This is a genomic window from Ktedonobacter sp. SOSP1-52, from assembly GCF_016587395.1.
In genome coordinates, this window is the sequence record NZ_BNJH01000008.1 from 251,809 (window position 1) to 277,675 (window position 25,867).

Sequence of the window (25,867 nt, forward strand, 5' to 3'; positions counted from 1 at the left end):
AGCTCTTATCAGATGCTCTTTATCTAAGAGCATTGAGTTCAAAGCCAACTGCCCTATCCTTTTTGCTTCATTTCCCCTTCATGTTTTCCTACTGCTGAGGACGGGCCAGTTTCCATCTGGCCCGTCCATTCTCGCCCCGTAGCCTTTCCACGCCCACATTTGTTGACGCCTATGTATTTTTTACCTGAAAATGTCAACTCAGCGTGTAAAACCCCAGCGGGTGATGACACGACCGCCCGTTGACTTCAGGCCGGTCCCCCAGAAGGGCGCGAAATTGTAGGCTCCCGACTCCAGAATGCCCGCCTCGTTTGTCCAGTAAGAACGCCCGACCGCCGGTGCCTTGCCCGCGTCCTCAACAGAGAAGGCAAAATGCACATCCAGAACGTTTCTCTGCTCCAGCTTTTGCAGCCGCGCCTGTAATTCTGGAAGTTGCGACCAGGCAATCGCGATCTCGTAAGTGGTCAGAAGCTTGGTGTTGTCGCGAACCACGTTGATCTGGCCTTCCTGCGTACCCGTGGTACCCGTATTCAGGGGCCCCAGCGGCGGATTCAACGGAGCATTGGTCGGATAGAACGTCTGATAGTTTGTGCCAGGCGCTGCCTGTCGATGCAGTTCCGGGACATTGTTCGAGGCCAGAGTCGCCACATAAAGATGGTCCACGCTGGTCGCGCAGGCCTTCTCGTAATGCGCATCGCCGGCCAACAGATCCTCCGCTTTCTTATCCAGCGTATCAAAGACCAGTTGGATACTATCGACATTAAAAGGAAATGCATAGGGATTCTGCTCAAAGGGCAGGTTGGAAACCTGCACATCATCCGCGATCTCCGCCGCGAAGTAGAAGTAATTATCATCCCAGGCCGTTCGCGCCTTATATGTCCTGGTCGTTCCATCCGTGGCCTTGCCGGTGATGCTCACCGGGATAATATCCTCCCAGTCAGAGAGATCGCCATCAACAGTAACTGTTTTATAAGGGGCATAAGCGACCTGAATACTTTGCTGTCCCTGTTGTTGCGCCACCTGTTTATCGCGTACGTCGAGTACAGTTGCGGTATAGCCAAGCGGGTACAGATTATCCGCGCTCACCACAAACTGTTTCACCGGGAAGCTCACCACGCGTTTTTCGCCCGGACGAAGCGCCAGAGCAAGCTGTGGCCCGGCCAGTTGCCAGCCGGTGGGAGGCTGAACGCTTAAACGAACAGCTGGAATGAGATGGGGCGTCACATTCTCAACCTGCACATCGATCGTGCTTTTGCCATCCAGCGGCTTGTGGAACGAAAGCGGCGTGATCAGCAGCGGCGTCGTGTACTGGAATATCGTTGCGTTCGTCAAAATCTGTTTCAGCACCTGTGGCGAGGCATTCGACTCGAAGTAGAGCACTTCCCAGGAGTTCAATGGCAAAGTGATCTGCGCGCTCCTGCCATCGGCCAGTTGCCGTCCCAGATAGTCGTAGACCTTGAGTCCTAGCGCGCCATGTAACGTCATTGTGCCAGTATAGCCGCTGGCCTGATGTTCATAGGTGCCATCGAAAACCTGATCGGCATACAGCGCGGCGCGTGCACTGCCATCGGAATGGCTGAAAAGCATGCCCCAGGTTGACTTTGCGTCTGGGTACAGTTCCTCTAGCAACTGGCACTCTTCCAGGAAATGGGTCATGGTCGAGTACGCCACGACCGCCGGGTGAGGTGTGCGTGTCCTGTAATCGTAGATGTTGAACTCGCCGCCCGAAAACGTTTTATCATAGGAGAGCGCAAACCAGAAAATCCGCATCGGCGATTCTTCTTCCGCGCCCGCAAGCATATGTAAAAGATAAACAGGCGCGACCGAGCGCGCGACGCCGTATAGGGGAGCATCGCCGGTCAGGTGGGGGAAGTTAAAGGTGGCAATGCCCAGCTCGGTCTGCCATTGCCCGCCGTGACCTTGCGACTGCGACCAGAGCTTATCCATCTTAATCTGGGTTTTCGCCATCGCATACTGGGCCGGATCAGGATAGCCATAGGAATGGTTTACTGAGCCGTCGATATAGCCGATGCTGTCTGACCCTTTGGCATACACAATATCGCGCTGATAGGAAACGGAGCCGCCGCCGATTAGATTTACATCAGGGTAGGTTGGCTTTACGCGATCCCAGATCAGCTTGACCATATCACGATAATCCTGGGCCGTGCCGGTCTGCCAGGTCCAGCCATGAACCCAGGGTTCATTCCACAGCTCCCAGTACTTCACCAGATCTTGAAGTGGGGCGATCGATTGATAGACCATTTCCGCGTGGGCGACCAGGTCTTTGGGGCGATTCTGATAGAGAAGCACCGGCTTCCCATTCGCGCCGAGCTCGACGTTCCAGGGCATGTTGTAATTGATGAAGCCCAGCGGCATAACCCCGTAGGACAGCCATGTCTCCACTTCCTGGCGGGCCGCGTCGATCTCGGTCTGGCCCCAGAAAACGCCGGGGCTGGGATTCACAATCTGAGGCTGAACTTTCTGGATGCCGCGTGTCCACTTTACGCCGATCTTCTGCGCGATCTGCTTGGAGATCACCGGATCGCCCTCGGAACGAATGCCAAGTCCAAAGGACGATTGTGGGCGGACACCGTCCACCGGCGGATATAGCACACCCAGACCCAGCGTCTGCGTGAGCAAGGCTGTTCCTGCCTGATTCACCACATTTACTGGTACGGTAAAATAGTCTGGGGTTAGCGTGCCAAGCTCGATCGTGAAGACTTGCTGGCTGTTCACCGGGATATTGAATGGTGTTGTTCCTTGATTCAGTTGTGTTGCTCCCCGTTCGAGCAGAGACCACTGGATCTGCCCCTGCAACGCCGTTGCGGTTGTGGTAATCGTGACCACAAGCTGTGGACTGGCCTGATTCGCCGCGTCGACGATATAGAGCGCGGTGGGATCTGAGAATGCAGCCACAATCGGTTGTGTGCTGGCCGCTCTGGCTTCACCGCCACCAGCCTCAGCAAAGAGTAGCGGCGCGAGGGCGGAAGCAATCGCCGCGTTACGGCCATACGCCAACGCCTGACGACGGCTCACTTTGACCTGCAATGGCAAAGTAAAGCGCTGTTGTGAATCCTTCTCACTCATAATCCAGAATCCTCCTTGATTGATACTAGAACTTTCTACACGCTTCTAACTGGAGCCACGGTGTTACAGTTCCGACAACGTTAAGTACTAAACGACCTGAGAACATTAGCTAACCAGCTATGAATCAATTGGGAAACAACCACAACAAAACTGCTTGCCTACGGATACGTCGCCGTGCCATCAGGAAGTCGAATGGGGATGCCAGCATATGGTTTATCGTCGCATGGATATTTTGCCGCCAGCCGTTCATCGATATCGATGCCCAACCCAGGCCGCTCATTAGGATAGAGATAGCCACCACGCACTTCAGGACAGCCAGGAAAGACTTCCCGAACCGCTTCAGGAAATCCGCCGCACTCCTGAATGCCAAAATTATGGCTGCTCACATCGAGATGGAGATTGGCGGCGTGCCCGACCGGAGACGTGTCACCTGGTCCGTGCCAGGCTGTGCGCACACCAAACGTTTCGGCCAGAATGGCTAACTTTCTGGCCGCCGTCAGCCCACCAATCTGGCTGATATGCACGCGTATAAAGTCGATCAGGCGCCGGCTGATCAGCGAAACCCACTCCTGCGGATTGTTGAATAGCTCGCCCATGGCAATTGGCGTCGCGCTCTGCTGGCGCAGCATGTGCAACCACTCAAGCTGTTCGGGTGGCAACGGATCTTCCAGAAAGAAAAGCCGATAGGGTTCCAGTTGTTTTGCCACACGGATCGCATCGCCGGGCGCGAGCCGCTCATGAATATCGTGCATCAGCTCAACCTCGTCGCCGCAATGCTCGCGCAAATAGGCAAAGAGGCGCGGAATGCTGCGGGCATAAGTGGCAGAATCGTAATAGATGCCTGGTTGACTCTTTTCCGGCGAGTGCCTGACTGGGGCTTTCCCACCATAGCCACCGGCCTGACAGCGGATATAGCGATAGCCCTTCGCAATCAACGCCTGTGCATTGTCGGCCACCTCAACCTCATCGTGCCCATCGGCGTGACCATAGGCCGCTGCACCCTCGCGACACTTGCCGCCAAACAACTGATACAACGGCATTCCCGCGAGCTTCGCTTTAATATCCCACAGCGCCATATCAACACCGGAGATCGCGTTATTGAGCACCGGCCCATTGCGCCAGTAAGCATTGACTGCCATCGTCTGCCAGAGATCTTCGATCCGCGTCGGATCTTTCCCGATGAGAAAAGGCTTGAGATATGCTTCAATCGCGGTGCGCACCACCAGATGACGTTGCGTAAACGTCGCGCACCCCAGACCATACAGGCCGGGCTCGCTGGTCTCAAGCTTGACAATCACTAGCCGATTCGCGCCATCCGGCATTGTGAGGATTATGCGCACATTCCGAATTGTAAGGTCAGTCATAGGTTTAACAATCTTTCCAAGGTTTGTCTTGCTTAGCCTTTAATGCCGGCGAAAGCAGCGTTGCTCTTAACGATCTGCTTCTGGAAAACAGCGACCAGGACAAATGGCACGATTGCGCCAATGCAGCCACCGGCAATCTGCTGTGGCAGCGTCATCGTCTGCACATCCAGGTAGAGAATCAGGCTGACCGGTTGCCACCAGGAGCCTTGCAGCGTCAGTAGCGGCCAGATAAAAGCAGTCCAGTCGCTAATAAATGTAAAGATCAGCCCGACAATGATCGCTGGCTTGATCAACGGCAGACTTAACCGCCAGAAGATCGTCCACTGCTTTGCCCCTTCCAGGCGCGCACAATCGACTAAGTCCTGCGGTACCTGATCGAAGAACAGTTTATAGATGAAAATATGCCAGGCACCAAAGGCATTGGTAAACCAGATAGCAAATGGTGTGTTGATGAGATTCCAGTGAAAAATGGGCACATCCAGAATATTGGCATACTGTGGAATGAGCAGCACAATATTAGGAATCATCAGCGTGCACATAAACAGTAGCAGCAGCATATTGGCGAAACGCGGCCTGATCTGCGAGAAAGAAAAAGCCGCCGTCGCCGAGACAAACGTGCCCAGCAGCCAGCTTCCCAGCGCCAGTATCAGCGTCACCAGCACCGCTTTCAGCCAGTCAACGGCGTTCCAGACCGCGGCAAAGTTGCTCCAATCGAGATGCAGCGGCCAGAGCGTCGGCGGATTCTGCGCGATCTCCAGCGGTCCCTTGAGCGCACTGGTAAAGAGCCAGTAGACCGGAAAAAGCATTGTAAAGAGAATTATCAGCAGCAACAGCAAAATGCCTGCGTATCCGGCGCGTACCAGCGGATTGCGTCTCTCAATCGAAGAGATAAGCCCACGCTCATTGCCTTCCTGTTCGCCAGCAGCCCAGGGAAAGCGCCGCCGTGGCTGTTCCCTGACCGGTAGGGTCGGCGTATCGTTTCCAGTCAGCGGTTGCAGAGACATAGCAAGAACGCTCCTTCTTTTACAAATGCATGTCAGACAATAAACCCTGGCGATGGCGCGCTATTATCCCTCATCAGCGAGAAGTCTTCTGCCCCACAAGCCCCAGGCTGCGCCTCATCAGGTAGAGATAGTAGATCGAGAAGCTCGCCAGTGCCAGAAAAAGGATGAGCGAGAGCGCGGCAGCGGCCCCAAAATCGTTTTCTGTAAAGGCATAGTTGTAAATCAAAAAGACCACCGTGGTTGTCGAATTCACTGGCCCACCCTGGGTATACAAAAACGGTTCATTGAATATCTGGGTGGCTGCAATGATCTGAGTAATCAAAGTGATCAGCATCAGAAAGCGGATCTGCGGAAACGTGATATGCCAGACGCGCCGCAGGATATTGGCACCATCGATCTCCGCCGCCTCATAGAGCTCAGATGGAATGCCGCGCAGAGCCGCGATATAGAGCAGCATGCCCCCGCCGAAACTTCCCCAGATATTAATGAAGAGCAGCACAGGGAGAGCCTGGCTCGTCGAATTTAAAAACGGCTGCGCGGGAATATGCAAGAACTGAAGAAACGCATTGACCAGCCCGCCCGACGGCATGAAGATCCATTTCCACAAGAAAGAGCCTGCGACCGGTGGCAGAAGCGCCGGAAGATAGAAAAGGGTGCGAAAAAAGCCCTGCCCAAACGGCAATTCATTGACAATAATCGCCAGAATCACCGGCACCAGATAGCCAAAGACCAGCCCATAGGCCAGAAATAGCAGACTGTTGCGCCAGGCCAGCCAGAAGAGTGGGTCTGTTAGCACATAGTGAAAGTTCGCCCAGCCAATCCAGCTCGGCGGATTAATTAGATCAACGCGCTCAAAGGCAAATAGCAGTCCCTTAACGATAGGGACTGCCACGAAAAGCGTGAAGAAAATAATGGCCGGGGCCAACCAGAGATAGCCCGTCACATTATGCATAACCGCACGCCGCAAGCGATTGCGCCGCGCTCCAGTATCCCCAGTGTACTGACGTGGAGACGAACGCGCAAACTCACCCGTATGCTGCCGACTTTGTACCGCCATACATACCTCCTGAACTCCAGGTTCCCATTCTGGAAGCAAGCATCCAGAGGAAAAATGCAGAAGAGAAAAGCGCTCACCATCTTAGGCTGGCGCGTCAACGTCGAGATAGCGCGACTGAAACGTTGAAGCCGCATCATCAAGCAACTGCTGTGGATTCGCATTTTGTTGGGTAAAGACCGCTTGAAGAACCGGGTCGAGCAGGCTGTAATAGACCTGAGTGTCGATCGCGGGCTCTGGCACAATGGGCGGATTGGCCTGCATATAAGCAGTATAGTTTTGCGTCGGAACGTTGGCATATTTCTCGGTGATATCACTCAACTGCTTCAGATAATCGCCGCTAAAGATGGCCGTATCGGGAAAACCCACTGCTTTTCCATCGGCAACTTTCGCTTTAAGATCATCCTCGTACACGCCCAGGTCGTAGGTCTTGTAAGCGATAAAATCTAAGCCGCCCTGAACGGCGGTCGCGCTGGACTTTGAATTAAAGATCCAGAGGTTGCCGCCCGTGAGCACGCCATGCGCAATACCATCTTTCTGCGGCATCGGACCCATACCCAGAAAATCGATGCTGCCCTTGTCCGTATAATAGGTTTCAGGTGTGTTGATAGAGCCAATACACATCGCGGCTTTGCCGGTCGCGACAGCGTTGGCGCAATCCGTCGCCTTAAAGCTTGCCTGTTGGGCATTCATCGATTTGTCGGTCCAGCGCATATCGTTGAGGAGTTGCAGGACCGCGAGCCCATTTTTGTCATTAAATGTCGCTTTGACCTTGCCATTGACGGTAGTTTCAACCCTGCCTCCCGCGCTATAGAGCCAGTTGGTAAAATTCCATCCGCCCTGTTTGCCCGCAGCGGGCAGGACAAAACCGCTTGCACCAGTCTTATCCGCTACACGTTTAGCATAGTCGCGGAAGTCCGCCCAATTCTGCGGCGGCTTCGCGGGATCAAGACCCGCCTGCTGAAATAGCGTACGATTATACATCAGCGATAAGCGATAGGTAGCATACGGCAGGCCATAGAGATGATTCTGTTTGCTGATGAGTGCTAGCGCATCCGAGGTAAAAATCCTGGCGTAAGAAGATTTCTGAAATAAGTCAGTGATGTCCGTCGCCACGCGCTTCTCTATCATTTTCTGGGATTCAGTAAAGAAGGTATGGATAACGTCGGGTGCTGTACCTGCCGCGAACTGTGTATAGAAGGTTGAGGAATCGAATCCACCTTCTATACCGACGATCTTGTACGCGGGATTCTTTTTGGCCCAGGCAGTAGCAAAGGAATTCCAGGCAGCATAGCTTTTAGGATCGGAGGCTTTGCTGGGCATACTGGCAACTTTAACGGTGGTAACGGTGCCGGGCGAGCCGGTACCACCGCCGCAGGCAGCAAGGATGCTCCCTCCCGCAACAAGACCCAGGGATGTTTGTGCCGAGCCACGGAGAAATGTCCTCCGGTTCACAGGATGTTTGTAGAAGTGTTCCAAGCCCATGATATTCTTCTCTCCTTTGGGAAAAATAGTAAAGAGTGGCCATACACCGGTCGCGAGGTACTACCGGCCTGCCTTGTGGGCAAGCACTCAGGTGATATCCCTGCCTTACGTTGTACTGTAACATACCGGTTCCTCAGAAAGGAATGAACATATGTGGTCGAGTACAGCACAACTACTGAACACGATCGAGAAGCCTCGCGTCGGGGCCATAGCTTATTGGAGATGTTCAGTAGTTGGCGAGAGAAATTTATTGTCCCGATCTGACTCTCTGGTTAAGCTATGGAGATAGCAAAGGAATTCCTTGCTTTCCCTTTCCTGCCGTCTTGCCGCTCTCATTCGAGGGTGAGCCAGCGATGTTGCAACCTAAAAAAGAAGAAGCTGAAAAAGGTATCATTCTATGAAAGTGGTGATTACTGGTGCTAGTGGCGCGATTGGTCAGGCGATTGTGCCGCGTCTGCTAGCCGAAGGGATCGAGGTTATTGGTCTGGACAAAAAAGCTTCCCAGCTTGGCATACGCCTGGTGCTCGCGGATCTCTGTGATCTCGGCCATGTCTATACTGCCCTGATTGGGGCAGACGCCGTTATTCATCTAGGCGCGCTGCCCTCGCCGCATCATGCGCCAGCAGATGTTGTCTATAGCAACAACGTTCTGTCCCAGTTTAATGTCTTTGAGGCTGCGGCAAATCTGGGTATTCGGCGTATTGTCAATATTTCCAGCGTCTCAGCTCTCGGCTTTCCTTTCCAGTTGCGCAGCTTTCAACCATATTATTTCCCCATTGATGAAGAGCATCCGCTTCTCCCACAGGATTCGTATGGCCTTTCAAAAGCTACTGGGGAAGAGATTGCCGCTGCGTATTGTCGTCGCGGCTGTGGCAGCGTTGCCAGCCTGCGCCTTTCAACCGTTGTAGGTCCAGATGAACGCGAAAAATATCATATGGTCATAGATAGAGCACGCGAACATCCTGATCGTGGTATACGCGACCTCTGGTCCTACGTCGATGCTCGCGATGTTGCCCAAGCCTGTCTGCTTGCTCTTACAGCTAACTTTGAGGGGCATCAGCCCTTCTTTATTACTGCCGCGGATACCATGTCTCTTTTGCCCACCGACGAACTGCTTGATCGCTACTATCCTGATGTCCCCCGGCGTGACGGCGTGCGGCCAGGACGCTGGTCGCTCCTGGATGGAAAAAAAGCTAGCCAGTTGCTTGGCTACCACCCTTCCTATTCCTGGTCCGAAGCCCTGAAAAATAGCTAACTTTTGTTTCACCTGTAATATTCGTTCCACTTCTAACAAAAGGAATAAAGCATGCCGATTTTACCGAGGTTTCGCCGCCTTTTTGGCACGGATGGGAAGTGTTTTGATGTAGCAATCGACCACGGCTTCTTTAACGAGGGAACGTTTCTGGCCGGGATCGAGCATATGGATATGGCCGTGGCAACGCTTGTCGCAGCCAACCCTGACGCCATTCAATTGAGCCCCGGCCAAGGGTGGGGTCTGATATGGTAGTATAGCTTAAACAATATTGAGCAATATTGAAAGAAGGGCATCCATGCTAGTACTCAGTCAAAGTTGATTGGAAAGGAGAAAAAAGATGAGGTGTCCCTGAATGTAGATCTTAAACCAAAAAAGACGATCAAGGAGACCCTCATGAAAAAGCATATCATTTGTTTGAGCCGAGAGCAACGGCAGATCTTAGAGCAGCGGATCAAAGCCGGTTGTGCCCCCGCACGCCAGATTTTACATGCCCAGATCTTGTTAAAGGTGGACGCTGGTGAGTATGGCCCCAACTGGTCCAATAAGCAAATCCAAGAAGCCTTTGGCGCTGTCGAGAGCATGATCTGGCGTGTGAGAACCCGCTTTTTGCAAGCAGGGATCCCAGCCGCGGTCGAACGTCGAAACCAACCGGAGCGTCCAGAGAAGCGCAAGCTTACCGGGGAACAGGAAGCCCATCTGATTGCCCTGGCCTGCCACCAAGCTCCGGACGGGCGGGCTCGCTGGACATTGCGCTTGCTGGCAGACAAACTGGTGGAACTGGAGATCGTCGAGAGGGTGAGCCATGAAACCGTGCGTACCACACTCAAAAAAACGAACTCAAGCCCTGGCTCAAGAAGCAATAGTGCATCCCACCCAAAGCCAACGCTGCCTTTGTCGCAGCCATGGAAGATGTGCTGAGCGTGTATCAACGACCCTACGATGAGCGGTTTCCCCAAATCTGTTTGGATGAGATCATTGACACTCCCCCGGATACATCCAGGGGGATTCTTCCTTCATCCAGGCGACTTGCTCACTCCCATTACTGAGAGACAGTAGAGGCCCTCCTGTCCAGAAGCGTTTTATGCACTCAGAGGTGCATCAGTTTCCGTATGCCCTACGGGACTGAGAGCCTTCTGCAAAATGTTCATAGCGGCGTTGTGGTCTCTATCCAACACGATGCCGCAACCTGTGCATATGTGAGTTCGCACGCTCAAGCTCTTCTTGACGAGCGTGCCACAGGCTGAACAATTCTGACTGGTGGAGTGTGGCGGGATAGCAATGACAGGGATACCATGTGCTGCCGCATAGTACTTGGCCCAAGCCAGAAATAGCCCCCATCCAGCATCGTGTATGCTCTTGGCAAGGTGCCTATTTCTGACCATGTTGCGAATCTGCAAATCTTCAAAGGCAATCAAGTCGTGAGACGAGACGAGCGCGTTTGCCTGCTTTCTGGCAAAATCTTCACGCTGCCTTTGGACTTTCAAGTGGGCTTTTGCAACGGCTTTGCGAGCCTTCTTTCGATTCTGACTCTTCTTTTGTTTCTTAGAGAGACGACGTTGCAAACGTTTGAGGCGTTTTTCTGCTTTGCGATAGTGGCGAGGGTTCTCAACGGTGACTCCCTCAGAATCGGTAGAGAAGGCTTTCAAGCCAACATCGATACCAATCTGCTTGCCAGAGGGAAGATGCTCGATATGCCGCTCGGCCACGACGGCAAACTGGCAGTAGTAGCCATCGGCACGCCGGATGAGACGAACACGCTTGATGTCAGGGATGGGGCGGGTGGCGAGATCACGACTGCCGATCAGACGCAAGCGACCGATGTTGCATCCGTCGGTGAAGGTAATATGTTTGCCGTCCGAGTCCAGCTTCCACCCGGTCGTCTTGTACTCGACCGACCTGTTATCATGCTGAAAACGTGGATAGCTCTTCTTGCCTGGTTTCTGGTTACGGCAGTTGTCATAGAAGCGAGAGACGGCAGCCCATGCCCGATCAGCAGCCACTTGCCGAGCCTGAGAATTGAGAGAAAAAGCAAAGGGGAATTCTTTGGCAAGAACAGCGCAATAGCATTGCAGATCATTCTTGCTCGCATGCTTGTCCATCCACAAACGCAGGCACTTGTTGCGAATGAACTGCACGATACGGATAGCCTCATCAATGGCTGTATATTGAGCCTTGTTGCCATCCAGTTTGTATTCGTAGATCAGCATCCCTCTTGCTCCTTCTCGTTTCCAGTGGTATATTTTACATCACAATTGTGATGTAGTCAAGAGAGGTAGATCATGGTACGAGCACGCAAAAATATCTACTTTACTGAGAAACAGGTGGAACGATTAGAGAGAAAAAGTCGAGAGGAGAACTTACCTGAAGCGGAAATAGTACGCCGGGCTTTAGATGCCTATTTGGCATGGGATGATCCAACCTACCAGCCAACTCCACCCACGCCCCAGACAAGGAAGAGCCATTCATCCCCTGGATAAATCACAGGGGCTTTCTGGCTCGTTTTCTGTAAACGACTGCTCAGCGAGGTGCGTGATCCCTTGCCCAGCCAACCAGGAAACCACGCCAAACAGGATAACGAATACCATCGCGAAGGGGTTCGCAACCTGTTTCTGGCTTGCGAGCCACTCACGGGGTGGAGACAGGTTCAGGTGACCCAACGCCGCACGAAGCACGACTGGGCTGCCTTTGTACGGGAGTTGATCGAGATCCACTCTCCTCAGGCCGAAAAAGTGGTGCTGGTGATGGATAACCTGAATACCCATACGATGGCTTCGTTGTATGAGGCCTTCGCTCCGGCTCTGGCACGCCGATTGTGTGAAGAATTGGAAATCCATGACACTCCCAAGCATGGCAGTTGGCTCAACATGGCAGAGATCGAACTCAGTACGCTTGCTCGTCAATGTTTGAACCGACGCATTGGCTCACCGTTGGAACTTGAACAGCAGGTGGGTGCGTGGCAGCAAGATCGCAATAGCCAGGCTCCCAAGATCAATTAGCGTTTTACCACTGACGATGCTCGTATCAAGCTCAAACGCCTTTACCCTTCGCATGAACTTGGACTGAGTACTAGAACAAAGCCAGATCCGCGCACTACGGGCGCAAGCCGCCCGTTTTCTGACCGAGCAAGGCACAGCGTTAACATCCAGCGAACAGAACGCAATCGAGATCGTCGATTTTAACCTGGGTGAAATTGAACGCACAGGATTGCAGATCATCGTTTATACCGTTTTCCACGAAATTGAACTGCGCCCTGGTGAGCAATACACAATTCCTCCTGACACCCTCCATTGGTTCCAGGCGGGCGATGAAGGGGCGATTGTCTCAGAATTCTCCAGCACCAGCCGTGACGAATTCGGCGTTTTTACAGAGACCGGGGCTTTCTCGCCCCGGTCATTCATGCCGGGGATGAATCGCAGCCTCTGCTGGATGAGGGGGAAAGAGAGCAGGAAACAGGTACATAGAACTTGTGTTCTTCCACTCTCTCTGGTAGAATAGAGGTCAGTGGATCGAGATCACGGATGCGTTCGAAGAAGGAGCGAAGATGCCGAAGAAACGCCAGGGACAGGGGAAACCGAAGAAACAGCAGGAGAAGCGACCGGCGACGCCCACCTTTCTACTGGAACTGCCTCTGGTCGTCGATCCAGGACAAGCCGCCCGCCTGCGCCCCCACCTGGAAGCCGCTCGTCAGCTCTACAATGCCATCCTCTCCGAAGGACAGAAGCGGCTGCGCCGCATGCGAGCTGACCCCGCCTGGCAAGAGGCCCGTGCCCTTCCTCGCACCCAGAAGACTGAGCGGGCGGCCGCCTTCTCCGCCTTGCGCAAAGCCCATGGCTTCACCGAGGCCGCTTTGCATGAAGCGGTCAAAGGGCTACGCGTGGGCTGGATTGCCGAGCACATCGAGGCGGTGCTGGCTCAGACCCTGGCCAGCCGGGCCTATCGCGCCCTCAACCGTGTCTGTGTGGGCCAGGCGCGTCCGCTTCAAGAGCCGAGGACGTGGCTTCTCCAGCATTGAGAATAAGCGCAACGATACAAGCCTGCGCTTTGTCTTGCAAGCCCCCGAAGAAGGCAACGCAGGCATTGTGCTCTGGAACGGAGACCAGCTGCCCGTCCTCATCGATTGGAAGGATGAGGTAGTGGCCCATGGCCTGAGGCACCGCATCAAGTACGCCCGCCTCATCCAACGCCCCGCCAGCAGCCCCAAAGCGGCCGGAGCTGATGCCTAAGGCGACCGCTACTTTGTGCAATTGGCCCTGGAGGGCAAGCCCCACCACAAGCCCAAGCACAAGGTTGGCCAGGGCATTGTTGGAGCCGACCTTGGACCCTCGCCCCTGGCCCTCGTTCTCCAGGAAGGGGAGGCCAGCCTCGAGATGTTCTGCGCGGAATTGGCCCCTGATGCCAAGGCCATTCGCCGCTTGCAGCGGCAGATGGACCGGCAGAGGAGAGCCGCCAATCCCGAGCACTACGATGAGAAGGGGCGCATCAAGAAACAGGGCAACAAGAAGCTGCGCTGGAAACAGAGCAAACGCTATCAGGCGACCAGACGACGCAAAGCGACCAAAGAGCGCAAGCTGGCAGCGCACCGCAAGAGCCTGCATGGCCGCAAGGTCCATGAGGTGGTCGCGCTAGGCAACACGATCATCATCGAAAAGATCTCCTACAAGGCATGGCAGAAGCAGTTTGGCAAGAGCGTGGGACTGCGAGCTCCAGGGATGTTTGTGGAGTTGTTGAAGCGCACCGTTGCAAGCACGGGCGGCACCCTGGTAGAAGTCCCTACTCGCGCGACGGCGCTGAGCCAATGGTGTCACGGCTGTGCCCAGAAGGTCAAGAAGCCGCTCTCCCAGCGGTGGCATCACTGCAAATGCGGCATAGGTCCCGTGCAACGCGACCTGTATTCGGCCTTTTTGGCCGCCTACCTTGATCCAGCAGATCCCACTCCCTCGTGTGCCTGATACCAGTGGTATTGGGAAGGTGCGGAGGCGCGCCTGCGGGCAGCACACGAGCGTCTCATCCAACGCGCGAAAGAGGGGCAGAGACTGCCCCGAAGCTTTGGCATCCCCAGAGCCGGAGCGCGCCTGCCCAAAAGTCCAGGGGAACCACCACAAGAGCCAGCCTTCCTGCTTCGGTGGGAAGGACTGGAAGCGTGGGACGAACCTCTGGAACCCCCGCCGCTTTAGCGCGCGGGGAGCTTCAGCGGCCCACGCATCAAGCGCGTCCCGGAAATCACGCAGTCTTAATCATGATGTGGAAAATCAAGCTTTTCCAGCACCTGCTCCTGAAATTGCTGTGTAGCTGCGTCGAGCAATTTCTGCGGATCGGCCCACGGATTGGTGAGGATAGATTGAAGCACGGGATCGATCAAGGCATAATATTTCTGGGCTTCAATCGGTGGCTCGGTTCTGGGCGTGATCTTGCTTGTGATATACGATCGATAGTTCTCGACGGGAACATTGGCATATTTCGCCGTAATTTCCTCTAGCTGTTGTTGAAGCTTGCCCGCGAATAGTGAGGAAGTTGGTATGCCGATAACTTCGTGGGGGGCCAGGGCCTTCAGGCGGGCCTCATAGTTATCAATGTCGAAGTGTTCGGCCAGGATCTGCTCAAATGCAGCCCTGATGGCGTGGAACGATGACTGACCATGAAAGACCCGCACCGTGCCTCCGGTCAGGCAGGCATTGCCACCATGTTGGGGCATCGCGGCCAGACCAATATCATTGATATTCATTACACCATCTTTAGAGAGTGTCCTGATAATGTTGGGAGCCGCGACAATCATCGCGACCTGGCCCCGGCTAAACAAATACTCGATTTCACGCGAACTGAGCAAGGCCTGGCTGGGTATTGAGCTATCCTGGAAGCGCATTTTCTTGAGCATCTCCAGGAAAGAGACTGCACGCGCATCGTTGAAAGCCGTCTTCCATGCTCCATTCTGATAGTACTGCGGCTCGACTCCTGCTGTATACAGCCAGTTGGTAAAGTGCCAGCCTCCCATATTGTTGGTCGTTGTCTCAACAAATCCATAGCATCCCCGCCGTCGATGGGTCAACTGCTGGGCCATCGCGCGCAGTTCCTCCCAGGTGGTGGGAGGCTGATCAGGATCGAGCCCGGCCTCTTGAAAAAGGCGACGATTGTAAACCAGGCACATCGTATAGGCTTCTGCCGGAAGACCATAGATATGTTGATCTGGTCCCATGACAATCTTGAGATACGTGGGATGAACACTATTGGCGTATTTCCAGGTCTGAAAAAACTCATTGATATCAGCAAGTACACCGTGCTGCAATAGCTTCTGTGCTTCAGTAAAATGGACAAAGTTGCGCTCAATCATGGCCTTGCTTCTGACCTGATAGCGCGTGAGTGGCCAGGTTTTAAAAAGCAATTGTAGTTTGCTTCCCTGCCCCTCTGTAACATAGTCATGGAGACGATCGTATTCTTTTTGCTGTTCTAGCACTTCTGTTAGACTGGTAAGGAAATAATTGATCATTGTCTCATCGGCCTGTTGCCGTGCATACAGCAAACCGTCGCGCAGATAGACTTCCGCCTGGTGAATCTGATTCTGCTCGCGCGCCACCTGGAATAAATAAATAAGCAGCAACTGAATATGGGGGATATCCTGTTGAGCCTGCGCCCAGTGGTACGCTTGTAAGAGCAGTTCTCGAGCCAGTTCGTACATACCTCGGAGAAGCAGGAAGGAGGAAAAAGCAATCACACCACGAATATATTCTGTCTTCAATGCATGCAATTGCGCATGCTCGATGGCGGTGAGGATGTTATAATATTCTCGGTCCAGTGCCGCATAATCTGTCGCATGCTCTTCCACATAATGTACTATATAGAAAACAAAACGCAGAGTAGCATCATACATATCTATTAGTTGCGCTTGAGCATAGTCATGGAGCGTTTGTGGCAGTTGATAGCGGTGTGGCTCAGGACTTTCCAATAATCCCGCATCACTCAAACCATCCAGAATCGCAAGCGGCAACTGACAGACCGCAAGCGCAGCCTCTTCTGAGAAAGTGTTGGGCTTAGCTGGAAAGACCGTAAGCGCTTGCCAGGCTTCTCGTTCATACTTATCGATCCGGTACTCGCTCGGTGCAATGATGGCGGAGAGCGAGAGTGGCGTGCCAGCCGGTAGGGACGAATGGCGATCGACGAGAGAAGCTGGCTCGCTCAAGCGAAAACGAAAAATCCTGTTCTGCACCTGTCTGAGCGCAGTATGCAGGCGATGCGGCTGGTCGTTTGTGCACTGTGCCCGCAAATATTTTCCAATTAGAGCCAGAGAGAAAGGAAGCCCACCAGTAACATAGGCAAGCTTCTGAGCTATATCAACATGATGCGTTGTAAGAGTGGGGACGAAGTGCTCAAGCAGAGCTATGCTATCCTGCTCGTTTAGTTCTGGGACCATCCAGACATTTTCACGCGCGAAATGCCTGCTCACCTGTGGTAAGCGCGATGTAATGAGATAGACGCAATGGTTCCCACCCACTTTGAGCTCGAGTATCGTCTCGATATCCCAGATATCATCAAGAATGAATAATAGGGATTTCTGGCCCATCTGCACGTGAATTGTCTCTGCCCAGTCCTCACGCTGATAATTCTGCTCAAGAGAGCATCCAAGCAATGTACCCCAGCGTGCCAGATGTTTGTATACATCTGGCGTAGACCCTACACTAGCCCACAGAATGCCGGCATGGAAACATTCTCTGATCTCTGGATCATGAGCAAGAGCGCAGGCCAATGTCGTCTTACCGACGCCGGGCAAGCCTTGGAGCAGCGTTATTTCGCCGGTATTTTTCCCTTCCAGCAGGCGTTGTTTTAGCTGATGGAACAGAGCTGAGCGACCTACCAGTTCTCCTGGGAGAGCAAGCGGTAGAGGTATCGCGGGATCAAAGAGATAACTCCGGTCTGGCGATACTACTTGCGCCGAGGGGTCAACCAGAGCGAAATCGCCCGGCTCCTCGCTATCAATATTGGAAAGGAAGCCCAGAGTTTCGGCATCAGTGCCGAAAAGTGTGCAGAGCTTCTCGCGATAAAATGGATAGGGGTGGGATACGCCACGCTCCCAGCGGCTTACGCTATGAGGTTCAACGCCAATTTCGCTGGCAACTTTCGCCTGAGACCATCCCCGCAACTCTCGTTCCTTTTTCAGGTGAAGATTTGGCTTCATCGCGCACTGCTCCTTATTTACTGTTCCAACGTTGAAAATAGTATCACTTTTCTCTTCAGCGAAAAAGTGGTCGAGATTCATAGTATATCATTGTTCCTTTACTACACTCAACATCGGTGCTGGCATAGTTGCTCGATTTTACCGCTAGTTTGTTGGCGATGGAAATCACACCCGATTTCGAGTGTAGGATAGTCTCGAAAAATGATCGGGGCAATCGCATCTAATTTTTGGAACTGGCTCTACAAGCCATGTCATAACGTGCTAGATTTTAAAGCTCTGCTGTGCAGGTGCCCTCTAGAGGCCACTTAAAAATTTAGATGCGATTGCCCTGTATTTACGCCTTTAATGCTTGACAATTACATACTAGTACATTAAGGCATTGAAGAATCCATGATAGAATAGGAGGAAAAGAGCAGGGAGATCACCATATCGATGCCGAAACGAGCGACAGTGATTCAGTTGAGTGAGCAAGAGCAGGAAGAATTGACGCGGCTGACGAAGCGTCATCGAAGCGAACGACAAGTGGTGCTAAGAGCGCGCATCATTCTGACAGCGGCACAAGGCTCTTCCAATGCGCAGATTGCGCGAGTTGGGTATCAACGTCGATACGGTGCGTCTGTGAAGAGATCGCTGGGCAAGTGGGCAAGAGATGGATCAAGAGGAAGATGAGCAGAAACCAGGGAGTGTTGCCCAACGCTTACGGGATGCTCCCCGTCCAGGGGCGATTCCCAAGTTTACAGCGGAGCAAACGTGCTCAGATGGCGGCTTTGGCCTGCGAGGCCCCTGCGAAAACAGGCCGCCCCATCAGCCAGTGGACAGGCCGAGAGATCGCCGATGAACTCAAGGCGCGTGGGATCGTCACGCAGATTTCTTCCCGGCATGCGGCTCGGCTTCTGAAAAAGGGGGCTTTCAACCGCATCGGTTCCGCTATTGGCTAACCGAGGAAGAAGACCCCCAGCGGGAGGAGAAAATCGTAGAGGGGTGCCAGGTCTATGCCCAAGCCGCAGAGCGAGCCAAACAAGGAGAACGCACGATCAGCATGGATGAATTGACCGGGGTACAAGCTCTGGAACGCAAACATCCCGATTTGCCTATGCAGCCAGGCCATGTGCTACGCCGTGAGTTTGAATATATCCGGCATGGAACCTTGTCCTGGTTCATCAATTTCGATGTCGCCACCGGCCAGGTGATCGAACCCTCCTGGGGTCCTACACGAGGGGAACAGGATTGTGTCATGCATCTCAAACGGCTGGTGGAAAGCGCGCCAGAGGTCAAACGTTGGCATGTGATGATGGATAACTTAAATACGCAGTTCAGAAGCCCTCGTGCGATGGATTGCTAATCTGGAAGGCATTGAACCGACGACTCTGGGCAAGAAAGGCAAGAGAGGCATTCTTCGTTCGATGGCCAGCCGGGCCGCTTTCTTGCACGACCCCACGCATCGAGTCGCGTTTTATTACACCCTAAAGCATGCCTCCTGGATGAATCAGGTGGAGATCTGGCTCAGTATTCTGGTGCGCAAGCTGCTCAAATGCGGTAACTTCACCTCGCTCGATGACTTGCGTGACCAGATGCTGGCCTTTATGGCCTATTACAATGGGGCAATGGCTAAGCCCATAAAGTGGACGTACACCCCTGACTTCCTCATCGTGTCATACCGATGAATGTTTCAAACAAGCCTCTTCATCTAAGAGACACTTTCCCCTTTGGGCCATGTGACTTCTAAACACAGTTGATTGTTGTCAAAAAACACAAATGATCCCAATTCAGGAATATCTGTGATGGAGACATGAGCGCCGTTCAAACGCTCGCGTAAGGCGTGGGCGGCAGTTCCATCTGGGAGCCGCAGGGCAACATGGGGGACGAAACTCTGTGGATGCGTGTCTGAAGCGCCGAGCGTTGTTTTTGCTATCGGGCGTTCAAAGAAATGGAAGCCCCAGACGTTGTCGTCATTTGGTTTGACAAAAATGAGACAATGCCTGCCGCGTCCCTCTTTGGACGGGGCGATCTCACTGGTATGCATCCCCAACACGTCTCGGTAGAAGCGAATCGTCGCGTCCAAGTCCGCTGTAAGTAAGGCAATGTGATGAATCCCATGCCAGGGAAGTTGAAATGATTGCTCTGTTAGGGACATCCTTCTTCTGATCCTTCTTTCTTTTTCCAGATGATGTAGACGGGCGTATGAGCAGGGCGAGGATCAGGAATGAGAGGTCCTCGCATTGCCCGCTGTTTTGCTTGGGCGAGAAACGCCGTTGGCGTACAGCCTGCCCATAGTTTGAATTCATGGATGACATGTGCTTGATCTTGATAGCCAAGATGGGAAGCGGCGTCAGCGAGAGAAGAGGTTGGTTCTTGTATCAATGAGTGAAGCAATGCCTCGAAGCGGAGGAGACGAGCGAATACCTTCGGCGATGCGCCTATGCGCTGCTTAAATCGTCGCTCAAATTGGCGCAAGGAGAGACCACAGTTGGTAGCAAGTGCGCTCATACGTATTTGACCTTGCGTGTTGTAAAGCAATTCGAGAGCAGTTGGCAGAAAGGTCAAATCAGCAAGGGTCCAACGCGTTCGCGCGGCGTTAAATTGTTGCGAGGAGAGGATGTGCCTGGCAGAAGAACTGCGGCGTACCGTTCCCTCCAAGGTGAGGGCAAGGCGGAGCCAGATGCCATCACGTGGGACAGTCAGCGGTATCGTCTGTTGATCAAGCGGTGACATTTGTTTTCGATGAACTGTACCAGATCTTTCCATCGTGCATCTTACCTCGTCGCCTGTTCTACAAGAACCAGTTTTGTAAAGAGCTTCTCACACCACTGTTTTCACTTGGAGAGAGGTGTCTTCACGTGTAGCCGTTCTGAGAGAGATCATACCAGAGAACTTCGCCAGGAGTCTTGTAAAAAATCGACGTTTCTTTAAGGGTTGTCCACGAATCTCCCGAATGGTGGGACAAGTTTAAGCCACTCGTAGCATACTGGGGTTTGGTCCTGTTTTCAAGGTTGTACCCGCAAAGAGTCAGTGCAAAATGCGCACTCTACGTGTTGAGTCGGTATTCTACACCGGACTCTTTCCTGATCGTGGAGCTATTTGAGCCTTCATGTACTAGTTCATTAATATAATAAATAGTTTGGATGGGTTATAAATAGATAGATATTCTGGGGCAAACCCATTATAAAAATCTATCTCACCCGAATGCGTCGTTTCCTCGAAAATCCAAAAATTGTCAGAAAGCTTATTTATCAGACCGAGCGGAAGACCCCTGCCTTCAGGCATGGGGATACAAGCGAGTCCTTTTCTGGTGGATAGGGTTGTGGGGGATACACCCGTATTGACATACTCACTCTTCTCCGATAGACTAGAACAAGTATTTTTGTACATACACAAATGAAAAGTGTTTCCTGGGTTGCAAGGTAAATTCGCGTCCTTGCGTAAAAATGCTTGCGTACAAGTGTCCCTGTACCTCTCGAAAGGTCTTTAAGAGCCCACAAGCCGCCTTTCATCCAAGAGAGCAACACATCATAGGCTCGGACGGAGCCTTCAGGAAGCTTCGGCCTCCTGAGAAGCCCCCGCATTCATGCGTGGGGAGTCGTCACGATATCAACAGTGCCCAATCATTGCTGAAGGGCAGATCCCATCAGATCCAGCAAGCTCTGATACGCCTCAGATCTCCACTTTCTTCCCAGGTAAATCACCTGAGTATAGAGATTGCTGGGGGATGTGAACGGAATTGCCTGCAACTTGCCCTGTGCTACTTCCTCCTGCACGGTCATGTACGGTAAGAACGCCATGCCCAGGCCACACATGACGCATTGCTTGATGGCTTCGAGACTGCCAAACTCACAGACCACCTGATGCGGAGTGTCACACTGGCGGAGTGCCTGGAGTAAGAAGGCCCGATAGGTACACCCTTCTTCAGTGAGAAGCAAACGCGCGTGTGCCAGTTCTTGTACGCTCATTTCCGACAAGTGGCTGTAGGGAGAGTCTGGCCGAGCAATGATGGCAAACTCTTCTTTGCGTAATGGAAGACACACCACTTCCGGGTCCACGGAAAGACGGTCCAGGATCAGGCCGAGATCGCACTGTCCTTCTTTAACAGCTTGCACAATCGACGCTTCGTTGCCAGATTGCAACGCGATGGTGATCCTGGGGTGCGTCTGCTCAGCACGTTCCTGAGTGGAGCGAAACGGGCTTCTTCGTGCGACAAAGCCGGCCTGCGATTTACCTGACTAGTGAGACGCACCACTCCTTCGTGAAGGTGGCGCGGATGACTGGCTTGGGCACAGATGCGCTACGCGAGATTCCCACGGATAGCCGTTTGATGATGGATATCGATGCCCTCCAGTCTCGTATCGATGCTGATCGTGTCTCGGGCTGGCACCCGCTGATGATCGTGGGGACTGCCGGGACCACGAGTGCGGGGATCGTCGATCCCCTGGAAAAACTGGCGGAAGTCGCTACAGAGCACGGAATATGGTTCCATGTCGATGCAGCCTGGGGTGGCAGCGCTGTGCTCTCCCCGCGACTCAAAGGAGGAGTAGCAGGCATCGAGCGAGCAGACTCAATTACCTGGGATGCCCACAAATGGCTCAGTGTGCCCATGGGAGCAGGAATGTTCTTTTGCCGACATCCCGAGGCGATCAAACGCGCCTTTGCCATTACCGCCTCCTATATGCCCAATGCGATCGCTGATGACACGGTCGATCCCTACGCGACGATAGCTCAATGGTCGCGTCGTGCTATCGGCTTCAAGGTCTTCATGGCCCTCGCGGAATTGGGAACGAGCGGCTATGGGGAACTGATCGAGTACCAAGCACAGATGGGTGATTACTTGCGTGAACGGCTGCACCAACTCGGCTGGGAAGTGGTCAATGAAACGACGTTGCCAGTGATCTGTTTTACGCATCCAGACATCCAGCAGGGGCTGCTTTCGACAAGCGAGATCCTCCAAACCATGTATGAGCGTGGCCATGTCTGGATCTCAGACGTCGTGTTGGGCAAACAGGAGCGCGTCTTGCGGGTATGCATCACCAGTTTCCATACCAATGAGTCGGATATTGAATGCTTGCTGGAGGAGATCGAATATGCACGCCAAAGGAACCTTTAGCAGAAGATGCGGTCTCATCAGCGATCGAAAAGATATGTTGGTGTGGTGACTCCCCGCGAATCAAGCCCGATTTTCTGTAATATCACGAGTGCAGCACACCATCGACACGCAGGTTTGAGGTTGAGCTAGGATCTTAGCCCAACCTCAAGATGCTCTTCTGTTGAAGAAAAACGGGATTGCACTTCTCTGTGCTGGGTTTTCCTCTCGCCCCTCTGGAAGCGGAAAGAAAGAAGACAGCATCATGGCAAGACCTCCTCACCCTTCGGCCAAGCTTCCTCTCCTGCCTTCTCGACTATAAGATATATCATCCAGTAAAGCGCCACGTCCTCTCCAAAAGAGTGACTTCTTCACTCACCTGTTTAGGCATAACAAACGCTGAGCGAGCATACCACTCAAGCCACGCAAGGATCTGCTGTTGGTTGGCCAGATGCCAGACCTATGCTGGATTGGCGCTCTCAATGATTTCAATGACGCGTCGACGGCTTCGAGGAGCCAGACGGACACCAATGCTATAGCGATCAGTATCAATACGCTTGCCCAAAGCACTCACCCATTGCACCAGGGAGCGCGGCAAATTGGTGAGGAGGGCCTGCTCTTCTTCCACAGGAAGCCGCTGAGACTCAGCCCAGGCCAGATACGTTTGTATCTCATACATCACCTCTGCATCATTGGGGTCATATGGGGCGAAAAGCACTTCATTCACCGCCACCTGACGATACCCCTCGTAGTCCTGTGGGGTAAAGAAGTCTCCGTCAAGATCCACAAAGAGATAGCCGGAGCGCTCCAAGCCTTGTGCACCGCCTTCGGCCCAAAACTCCTGCAACCGTCCAGTTTCGATGATCACCTCGTGGGGAAGTGGGCGTTTTCCCTCACCTGGCGTGATGCTTCCACTGCGCGCGGCAACTTCCAGCACCCACTCCAGGTGGTTATAGGTCAACCCACCATTCAACATCCACTGTGCCCAGGCCACCATTTCGGCGGGAGGCTCTTCCTGCCCCTCCACATACTCACGGTATTTCTTGATCACCCATCCTCCCCCCAAGCGAGCCTCACGACGTCCAGGATCAGGAAACCAGGTGCGCACCAGGGCATCTACTGCCGCCACATGTAGCCACTCCGGGCGCTCACGCAGACGCTTGAGGTAGACGCCGACCTTCCCATTCGTCTCACTGAAGCGCTCCGAGTAATCCAGAGCCAGTGCTTCCAGCATCTCATGGGTCGCCGACTCATACACACGCTTCATCGCAACCACCTGATCTCGAAGTGAACGAAAAGGACCATCACTCTCTTCATTGGTGGTCACAAGAGAGACATCCTCTTGCGCTGGAGAAGCCGGAGTGGGGGATGGTTCATCAATGACCTCTCTATGGACACAGTCAACCGATGGTCGACCTTGCGGCTCTCCGGTACGCACCAAACCGTCGACCTGTTTTTTTGTAAGACCTGTTCTCTCACTTCATCTTCACTTTTATCATCTATTTCTTTTTTTGGTAATTGATGATTAGTGAGAGAAGTGAGTTCAACGCGCGCATGCGCGCATGTACGCGTATGGGCCTCCTGGGTCTGCGTTTGTGCACCGTCCAAGTCGACGGTTTCTTGCACCACAGGTCGACGGTTCTCCACAGAAGTCGACGGTTTGGCTTGAGGTCGACGTTCTCCCTCAAGCACTAAGGTATTTCCTCCAGGTCGACGGTCTTCCACAGAAGTCGACGGTTTCTCAGCATATCTCCCCTGCTCCACACACGTCGATGCCGTAGGTTGAGGCCGATGGTTTTCCTCTGGAGTTCCCCTCTCGCATTCAGGTCGAGGATCGTGGAAGAAGATCCTCGACCTGCTTCGAAACCGTCGACTTTGGCGTCTCATCATCGTTCGATCATGATGCATCACCGTACCTGCTGGTTTCGTCTGTGTTCCGGAGAACGAAGAAACCGGCTCCCGCTCCTCGGGCAGTTGTGATGAGGCCTCCTGCGTTGGGTGTGTCAGTTCCTCCCAGATAATAGTGGCTATCGATGCTCTCATGGCAGGAGTGAGACGCATCCCATAGGACTGCATCGTCACCGTCAGGCGCTCAACTATCCGTCTCACCTGATCTTCTTTGCCAGATGGCTTGCCCTGTTGTTGCGTGGTCAGAGAAGGGATCTCATGTGTTCCTTGTTCGTGTTGTGGAGGTGGGACCAGGCTCAGATACCCTGGGCCGGTTTTCATGTCGCTTACCTCCTTTCCATCGTGAGCACTCTCGACGCAGGTAGTCTCCTCAAGACACACTACAACCCGTTGCAGCGCACGCGAACGTTTGACACTTTTGCGTCGACGCGTGAGCTGCTGCACCTGTTCGGCACAAACGGGCAGACAGGGCGTCGACGTCAGGGGAAAATAATAGGTAGTCCCCACCCCTTTGGGCTGTCTTACTTTATAGAGAAGGCCTGCCGCTTGTAACACCGAGAGATATTTTGTAGTGCTGTCATAGCACCAGGGCCAAGCTGACGAGGGCGAGATACAAAACGCGCGAAGGTTCTGGATCGTGAGCACCGCAACGGGATGAGGAGGCTCATGAGGGACAAGTGGGATCTGCTCGATCCTCGCCACCCGAAGCCACTGGTTCAGAAACGCCCGCCCCTTGAGACAGCGCCGGTCGTGTGACCCGAATAACTGTTGCACTTGCTCCTGTAATGCAAAAGGAACCAGATGCAGCATACTCAGAGCCATCAGCTGCTCTTCACGCCCTTGCATCTCTTTTGGAGGTGCATGATACAAATGTTCAGGGCAGGTGAGGATAGCAGGAGGCGCGCTTTACTGATCATGTCGTTCTGTCTACCTTTCATTAGTATGAGATCGTGTGGCCCTCACGCGTGTGTTGGCCGTGGAGAATAGTAGGGGTAGGGAGGCACAACGCGAGAGCCACACGACCTGCTCTTAGTGTACTGAAAAGCTGGTTAAAAAGGGAAGAGCAAAACCACCCAATAGTGGGCGAAGTTCTTCATGATGTATGGGTCTGGTATTCCTCAGAGATATCCGAGGAACAGGCTCTGCGGACACTCCTGCATGAACTGGCCCATGCGCAGTGCCTCCCACGCTGCCCTATGCCTCATTTGAAGAGGAGTGGGCGGAAGAACGCACGACCTGGAAGCGCGCCATTACCCTGGCGCACACGTGGAGAATGAGCCATCTCTTCTCGGAGGAGGTGATTGCAGCGCTCTTGGAAAAAGTGGAGGCGTGTTTGCAGCAGCGTCTCGCCACCGCGTCCATCGTGGGCAGTACCGATATGGAACGTACAGAGCGCGCACTCAAACAACTCTGGCTTGAAGCCGATGCGTGTGGGTGGACGGGTGAGCTGCTGCATGAGGTGCTCACGGGGGTCAACG

Annotated in this window: 19 protein-coding genes and 5 pseudogenes; 12 read left to right on the plus strand and 12 right to left on the minus strand. The window is 53.4% G+C overall.

Translation table 11 applies throughout. The features are described 5' to 3' along the window. Positions 1-198: 198 nt before the first annotated feature. The 5 genes from JMJ16_RS52955 to JMJ16_RS52975 all read right to left on the minus strand — a co-directional run bounded on the left by JMJ16_RS52955 (position 199) and on the right by JMJ16_RS52975 (position 7,991). Positions 199-3,084 carry a hypothetical protein gene (locus JMJ16_RS52955; RefSeq protein ID WP_201394738.1) on the minus strand — a complete coding sequence of 962 codons (2,886 nt, stop codon included), beginning with the start codon at positions 3,082-3,084 and terminating at the stop codon, positions 199-201. A gap of 158 nt (positions 3,085-3,242) precedes the next feature. Beyond that, entirely contained in the window at positions 3,243-4,448 is a 1,206-nt protein-coding gene (locus tag JMJ16_RS52960; RefSeq protein ID WP_201394739.1) for an enolase C-terminal domain-like protein, read from the minus strand. Between the two features lie 32 nt (positions 4,449-4,480). Continuing rightward, positions 4,481-5,452 (minus strand): carbohydrate ABC transporter permease, encoded by a 972-nt coding sequence (locus JMJ16_RS52965; protein ID WP_201394740.1) that lies wholly within the window; start codon positions 5,450-5,452, stop codon positions 4,481-4,483. 73 nt (positions 5,453-5,525) lie between these two features. After that, positions 5,526-6,509 carry a carbohydrate ABC transporter permease gene (locus JMJ16_RS52970; RefSeq protein WP_201394741.1) on the minus strand — a complete coding sequence of 328 codons (984 nt, stop codon included), beginning with the start codon at positions 6,507-6,509 and terminating at the stop codon, positions 5,526-5,528. An 81-nt stretch (positions 6,510-6,590) separates the two neighbouring features. Beyond that, positions 6,591-7,991, minus strand: coding sequence for an ABC transporter substrate-binding protein (locus tag JMJ16_RS52975; RefSeq protein ID WP_201394742.1), 1,401 nt, complete (start codon positions 7,989-7,991; stop codon positions 6,591-6,593). 397 nt (positions 7,992-8,388) lie between these two features. Here JMJ16_RS52975 and JMJ16_RS52980 point away from each other — a divergent pair, with 397 nt between their 5' ends. The 3 genes and pseudogenes from JMJ16_RS52980 to JMJ16_RS57830 form a co-directional block, all read left to right on the plus strand. Continuing rightward, entirely contained in the window at positions 8,389-9,246 is an 858-nt protein-coding gene (locus JMJ16_RS52980; protein ID WP_201394743.1) for an NAD(P)-dependent oxidoreductase, read from the plus strand. Between the two features lie 51 nt (positions 9,247-9,297). Further along, positions 9,298-9,474, plus strand: a pseudogene (locus JMJ16_RS52985) (aldolase); the annotation flags it as partial. A 351-nt stretch (positions 9,475-9,825) separates the two neighbouring features. Further along, a pseudogene (locus JMJ16_RS57830) lies at positions 9,826-10,217 on the plus strand (helix-turn-helix domain-containing protein); the annotation flags it as partial. Between the two features lie 108 nt (positions 10,218-10,325). On the opposite strand, the gene JMJ16_RS52995 reads toward JMJ16_RS57830, so the two are convergent. Next, positions 10,326-11,453 (minus strand): RNA-guided endonuclease TnpB family protein, encoded by a 1,128-nt coding sequence (locus JMJ16_RS52995; RefSeq protein WP_201394746.1) that lies wholly within the window; start codon positions 11,451-11,453, stop codon positions 10,326-10,328. Between the two features lie 72 nt (positions 11,454-11,525). Between JMJ16_RS52995 and JMJ16_RS53000 the strand changes: the two genes are divergently transcribed. The 3 genes and pseudogenes from JMJ16_RS53000 to JMJ16_RS53010 all read left to right on the plus strand — a co-directional run bounded on the left by JMJ16_RS53000 (position 11,526) and on the right by JMJ16_RS53010 (position 14,420). Continuing rightward, positions 11,526-11,723, plus strand: a complete 198-nt coding sequence (locus JMJ16_RS53000) for a ribbon-helix-helix protein, CopG family (protein ID WP_201377430.1) — start codon at positions 11,526-11,528, stop codon at positions 11,721-11,723. 48 nt (positions 11,724-11,771) lie between these two features. Next, positions 11,772-12,242, plus strand: a complete 471-nt coding sequence (locus JMJ16_RS53005) for an IS630 family transposase (protein ID WP_255553350.1) — start codon at positions 11,772-11,774, stop codon at positions 12,240-12,242. 545 nt (positions 12,243-12,787) lie between these two features. Beyond that, a pseudogene (locus JMJ16_RS53010) lies at positions 12,788-14,420 on the plus strand (AAA family ATPase). A gap of 56 nt (positions 14,421-14,476) precedes the next feature. Here JMJ16_RS53010 and JMJ16_RS53015 read toward each other — a convergent pair. Continuing rightward, positions 14,477-17,410 carry an extracellular solute-binding protein gene (locus JMJ16_RS53015; protein WP_201394748.1) on the minus strand — a complete coding sequence of 978 codons (2,934 nt, stop codon included), beginning with the start codon at positions 17,408-17,410 and terminating at the stop codon, positions 14,477-14,479. A gap of 432 nt (positions 17,411-17,842) precedes the next feature. Here JMJ16_RS53015 and JMJ16_RS55775 point away from each other — a divergent pair, with 432 nt between their 5' ends. From JMJ16_RS55775 to JMJ16_RS56385, 4 genes are all read left to right on the plus strand, one after another. Continuing rightward, the gene (locus JMJ16_RS55775; RefSeq protein ID WP_236602227.1) at positions 17,843-18,079 is read left to right on the plus strand and encodes a hypothetical protein; all 237 of its coding nucleotides are present in this window, start codon (positions 17,843-17,845) and stop codon (positions 18,077-18,079) included. Next, complete coding sequence (locus JMJ16_RS55780; RefSeq protein WP_236602229.1) at positions 18,076-18,348, plus strand: hypothetical protein; 273 nt, start codon at positions 18,076-18,078, stop codon at positions 18,346-18,348. Before JMJ16_RS55775 ends, JMJ16_RS55780 begins: the two co-directional genes overlap by 4 nt. Before the next feature lie 101 nt (positions 18,349-18,449). Continuing rightward, the gene (locus tag JMJ16_RS56380) at positions 18,450-18,752 is read left to right on the plus strand and encodes a transposase (RefSeq protein ID WP_255553351.1); all 303 of its coding nucleotides are present in this window, start codon (positions 18,450-18,452) and stop codon (positions 18,750-18,752) included. Next, the gene (locus tag JMJ16_RS56385) at positions 18,736-19,074 is read left to right on the plus strand and encodes a hypothetical protein (protein ID WP_255553352.1); all 339 of its coding nucleotides are present in this window, start codon (positions 18,736-18,738) and stop codon (positions 19,072-19,074) included. Before JMJ16_RS56380 ends, JMJ16_RS56385 begins: the two co-directional genes overlap by 17 nt. A gap of 23 nt (positions 19,075-19,097) precedes the next feature. Here the strand turns inward: JMJ16_RS56385 and JMJ16_RS53025 are convergent, their stop codons facing one another. The 3 genes and pseudogenes from JMJ16_RS53025 to JMJ16_RS53035 all read right to left on the minus strand — a co-directional run. Continuing rightward, entirely contained in the window at positions 19,098-19,544 is a 447-nt protein-coding gene (locus JMJ16_RS53025) for a VOC family protein (protein ID WP_201394749.1), read from the minus strand. Next, entirely contained in the window at positions 19,535-20,155 is a 621-nt protein-coding gene (locus JMJ16_RS53030; RefSeq protein ID WP_201394750.1) for a helix-turn-helix domain-containing protein, read from the minus strand. Before JMJ16_RS53030 ends, JMJ16_RS53025 begins: the two co-directional genes overlap by 10 nt. Before the next feature lie 857 nt (positions 20,156-21,012). After that, positions 21,013-21,552: pseudogene (locus JMJ16_RS53035) on the minus strand (LysR family transcriptional regulator substrate-binding protein); the annotation flags it as partial. A 44-nt stretch (positions 21,553-21,596) separates the two neighbouring features. Between JMJ16_RS53035 and JMJ16_RS53040 the strand changes: the two are divergent. Further along, on the plus strand, positions 21,597-22,505 hold the full coding sequence (locus JMJ16_RS53040; RefSeq protein ID WP_201394752.1) for an aminotransferase class V-fold PLP-dependent enzyme: 909 nt from the start codon (positions 21,597-21,599) through the stop codon (positions 22,503-22,505). Between the two features lie 436 nt (positions 22,506-22,941). Here the strand turns inward: JMJ16_RS53040 and JMJ16_RS53045 are convergent, their stop codons facing one another. Continuing rightward, on the minus strand, positions 22,942-23,808 hold the full coding sequence (locus JMJ16_RS53045) for a hypothetical protein (RefSeq protein ID WP_201394753.1): 867 nt from the start codon (positions 23,806-23,808) through the stop codon (positions 22,942-22,944). After that, on the minus strand, positions 23,805-25,211 hold the full coding sequence (locus JMJ16_RS53050) for a hypothetical protein (RefSeq protein WP_201394754.1): 1,407 nt from the start codon (positions 25,209-25,211) through the stop codon (positions 23,805-23,807). Before JMJ16_RS53050 ends, JMJ16_RS53045 begins: the two co-directional genes overlap by 4 nt. Before the next feature lie 355 nt (positions 25,212-25,566). Here JMJ16_RS53050 and JMJ16_RS53055 point away from each other — a divergent pair. Then, a pseudogene (locus JMJ16_RS53055) lies at positions 25,567-25,867 on the plus strand (hypothetical protein); the annotation flags it as partial.